Source organism: Streptomyces sp. NPDC007162 (assembly GCF_040634175.1).
Lineage (GTDB): Bacteria > Actinomycetota > Actinomycetes > Streptomycetales > Streptomycetaceae > Streptomyces.
On record NZ_JBEYFC010000723.1, the window covers coordinates 1 to 3,657 of the forward strand.

The 3,657-nt window shown below is 71.6% G+C and carries 5 protein-coding genes and 1 pseudogene; all 6 read right to left on the reverse strand.

The window, feature by feature from the left end:
- Nucleotides 1-91: 91 nt before the first annotated feature.
- Nucleotides 92-691 carry a TetR/AcrR family transcriptional regulator gene (locus ABZ646_RS42790; RefSeq protein WP_360532095.1) on the reverse strand — a complete coding sequence of 200 codons (600 nt, stop codon included), beginning with the start codon at nt 689-691 and terminating at the stop codon, nt 92-94.
- Nucleotides 692-749: 58 nt separating this feature from the next.
- Nucleotides 750-1,331: a GAF domain-containing protein gene (locus tag ABZ646_RS42795; protein WP_360532098.1), complete on the reverse strand. Its 582-nt coding sequence runs from the start codon at nt 1,329-1,331 to the stop codon at nt 750-752.
- Nucleotides 1,332-1,388: 57 nt separating this feature from the next.
- Nucleotides 1,389-1,988 (reverse strand): ATP/GTP-binding protein, encoded by a 600-nt coding sequence (locus ABZ646_RS42800; RefSeq protein WP_360532101.1) that lies wholly within the window; start codon nt 1,986-1,988, stop codon nt 1,389-1,391.
- Entirely contained in the window at nt 1,966-2,337 is a 372-nt protein-coding gene (locus tag ABZ646_RS42805; protein ID WP_360532105.1) for a DUF742 domain-containing protein, read from the reverse strand. Before ABZ646_RS42805 ends, ABZ646_RS42800 begins: the two co-directional genes overlap by 23 nt.
- A 2-nt stretch (nt 2,338-2,339) precedes the next feature.
- Nucleotides 2,340-2,774 (reverse strand): roadblock/LC7 domain-containing protein, encoded by a 435-nt coding sequence (locus tag ABZ646_RS42810; RefSeq protein ID WP_360532108.1) that lies wholly within the window; start codon nt 2,772-2,774, stop codon nt 2,340-2,342.
- 80 nt (nt 2,775-2,854) lie between these two features.
- A pseudogene (locus ABZ646_RS42815) lies at nt 2,855-3,556 on the reverse strand (ATP-binding protein); the annotation flags it as partial.
- Between the last annotated feature and the right edge of the window lie 101 nt (nt 3,557-3,657).

The window sequence follows — 3,657 nt, forward strand, 5'->3', positions numbered from 1 at the left end:
CCGACCCGAAGCCCTACGTCTGGACGAAGACGGCGGACGAGATCCTCGAACGCCTCGCCAGTTATCTGAACAGAATTCCTGACTCAGAAGACTAGCCCTCCGTCGCTCCCAGCAGGGCCCGGCAGTTCTGCCACAGGGGGGTCAGCCGGCCCGTGCTGTTGTAGAGCTTGGCGAACATCACCTGGCCCTCCAGTTGGGCCACCACCGCCCGCGCCGCCTCCCGGGTGTCGGTCACGCCGACCTCACCGCGCTCGCGCGCCTCGGTGACGACGGACTCCACCATGTCGACCTGGGCGTCGAAGATCTCCTGCAGCCGTCCGCGAACCGCCTCGGTCTGGTTGCTCAGCTCCAGGGTGAGGTTCCCGAACAGGCAGCCCGCCACGGTGCCGCAGTCGCGCTGGCCGGCGAGCTGCCCGGCCTCCGTCTCCTCGAACAGCCGCCGCAGCCGCCGCAACGGCTCCCCGGCACCGGCCAGGGCCCGGGTCCAGTCGCGTTTCTGCGCCGCCCAGTGCTCGTCCACGACCGCGAGCGCGAGCGCTTCCTTGGACTCGAAGAAATAGTAGAAGCTGCCCTTCGGCACTCCGGCCGCCTTGCAGATCTCGGCCACCCCGAGCGCCGCGTACCCGCGCCCCTCGATCAGCGACCGGGCGGCGTCGAGGATCTTCCGCTTGGCGTCACTGGTGCGTCCCATGGGACCAGGGTACGGAGCTACTAGACCGGTCGGCTAGTGAGTGGGAGGGTTCCCGTCGTCACAGCAGCGGGAACCCGTCGGCCTCGCGTCGCTCCAGGCGGGCCGCCAGCTCCGCCGCCGACGCCTTGATCGTCTCCAGACCGGGCCGCCCCCAGGGCCGTGGCTCCACGTCGACCGCGCACACCGTGCCGAGCACCGTCCCCGTGCTGTCGATGAGCGGGGCGCCCAGGTAGGAGCGGATGCCGAACTCGTCGACGATCGGGTTGCCCGCGAACCGCGGGTAGTCGCAGACGTCCTCCAGGACCAGCGCCTTGCGCCGCACCACCACGTGGGGGCAGAAACCATGGTCGCGGGCCAGTTCCCGGCCGAGCACCGGCGTACTGCCGTCGGGCTTCACCACGGGTGGCGCCACGGTCGGCAGGTGCAGGCCCGCGAAGAACTGGCGGTCCTGGTCGATGAAGTTGACCATGGCGTACGGCGTCCTGGTGATCTCGGCGAGCCGGTCCGCGTAGATGTCGAGCTCGGGGTCGGGGCGTCCGCCCAGGCGCAGTTGGCCGAGGCGCCGGGTGCGCTCGGGTGCCTCCTTGTCCTCCGGGGTGAGCAGCAGCCGACCGGCCGGACGCGACGGGTCGTACCTCATGCGTGGGCTCCGCAATGGGCGTGGGTCATACAGGGACTCCGTGGGGGTGTGGGGGCGTCACATGTGGGCGCCGTGGCTCGGCGCGGTGACCGGGGCGTGGGCGATGAGGTGGCGGACGAGGGTGAGCAGGGTCTGGACGCCTGAGCTGGAGATCCGGGCGTCGCAGCGGACGACGGGGATCCGCGGGTCCAGGTCGATGGCGGCCCGCACCTCCTCCGGGTCGTAGCGGTAGGAGCCGTCGAACTCGTTGACGGCGACGATGAAGCCGAGGCCGCGTTCCTCGAAGAAGTCGACGGCCGCGAAGCAGTCCTCCAGTCGGCGGGTGTCGGCGAGGACGACCGCGCCGAGCGCGCCCTCGGACAACTCGTCCCACATGAACCAGAACCGCTCCTGTCCGGGCGTGCCGAAGAGGTAGAGCACGTGTTCCGGGTCCAGGGTGATGCGGCCGAAGTCCATGGCCACGGTCGTCTCGACCTTGTTCTCGATGCCTTCGAGGTTGTCGGTGGCGGCGCCGACCGTGGTGAGCAGTTCCTCGGTGGACAGCGGTGCGATCTCGCTCACCGCGCCCACGAAGGTGGTCTTGCCGGCCCCGAACCCACCGGCGACCAGGATTTTCAGCGCGGTGGGGAAGGGGTCAGAGCTGTCGTCGTAGTCCATCGAGCACTGCCTCCAGGAGGGACCGGTCAGTGGGGTTGTGGTGGAAGGCGGGGGGTTTGGCGGTGAGCGCCCCGCAGTCGACGAGGTCGGAGAGCAGCACCTTGGTGACCGCGGCGGGCAGCTTGAGGTGCGCGGCGATCTCGGCGACCGAGACGGGACCGCGGCACAGGTCGAGCGCCTGGGCGTGCTCGGGGCCGAGGTAGCCGAGGGGCGTGGACCCCGTGGCCATCACCTGCGACATCAGGTCGAGGGCGATGCTGGGCTCGGTACGGCCGTTGCTGACCGTGAACGGGCGCACGAGGCGTCCGGCCGCGTCGTCCAGCCACGGCCCGTCGCCGGCTGCCGCCACCCTCAAGGCCTCATCGCCGTGGGTTCGACGGCGTGCTGCCGGGGCGCGGTGACGAGGTACGGACGGACACTCTTCACCAGCATCGCCATCTCGTAGCCGAGGACGGCGGCGTCGGCCTCCCGGCCGGCCAGCACGGCGAGGCAGGTGCCGGAGCCGGCGGTGGTGACGAACAGCAGGGTCGAGTCGAGTTCCACGACGACCTGGCGGACGTCCCCGCCGTCGCCGAACCGGACGCCCGCGCTGCGACCGAGCGAGTACAGGCCGGAGGCGAGCGCCGCCATGTGGTCGGCGCTGTCCGGGTCGAGGCCGTGGACGGACTTCACCAGCCCGTCGCAGGAGAGCAGCACGGCGCTGGAGGTGTGCGGTACGCGCTGCACGAGGCCGCTCATCAGCCAGTCGAGGTCGGATACCTGGGCGGTCGGCGCATCGCTCGCCATGGTGGATCGACTCCTTGAAGTACGAAGGTCTGCGGGAGCACTGGGGGTGCGGGATGTGACGGGGGTGGTGACGGTGCTGGTCATCCGGCCGGTGTGCTCCCGTCGGGCCGGGTGGTGAATTCGGAGGTGTGCACCGGGCGCAGGGCCTGGGAGTGCGACGAGGGCCTGGACACTGACGGGGGGTCGGCGGGGTCGCGGTGTGCCCAGCTCAGATGCGTCTGGGTCAGGTAGTCGCCGGTCATGTGCTCGTCGCCCATGTGGTCGCCGGCCATGTGGTCGTGCGCGGCGTGCGCGTGGGTGGGGTGCGCGTGGGTGGCGTGCGAGGTGTTGCTCGCCGGGTCTCCCCCGGTGGCGCCCGCGCTGCCGCTGACTCGCGTCGCTGCCGTATCGAGCGGGCTCGTGGCGGAAGGCGCCGGTTCGGTCGGTGCGATGGCCGGTGCAGGTGGTTCCGGCTGGGTGGCCTCCAGGTGCTGCTGGGCCTCGGCGAGGCCGATGCCCCGCTGGAAGGCGGCCATCAGGCCGGGGTCGTGCACGGCCGGAGCCTCGTTGGTGTCCTGGCGGGGCGCCGGGCCGCCGCGCAGTTGGGGGACGATGTGCTCCTGGGCGCGGCGGCGCGGCAGTTGGGGTTTGCCCATGGTGCCGCGCACGGCGCCGACGCGTGGCACGGGCGGGGCGCCGGCGTTCTCGGCGACCGTGGGCCGGTCCTCGGGCCGGATGCCGGGAAGCGCCTCGGCGGGATTGGGCCGGGTGTCCTGGGCGCCGCGCACCGGCAGCGGCGCGGGTGCCCGGATTCCTCCACGACACCTCGCTCGGCGCGCTGACCGCCTGGCGGGTGGGTGTCTACGCCGGGCTGCTCACAGCCGTCACCAGCCTGCTCGTCGTC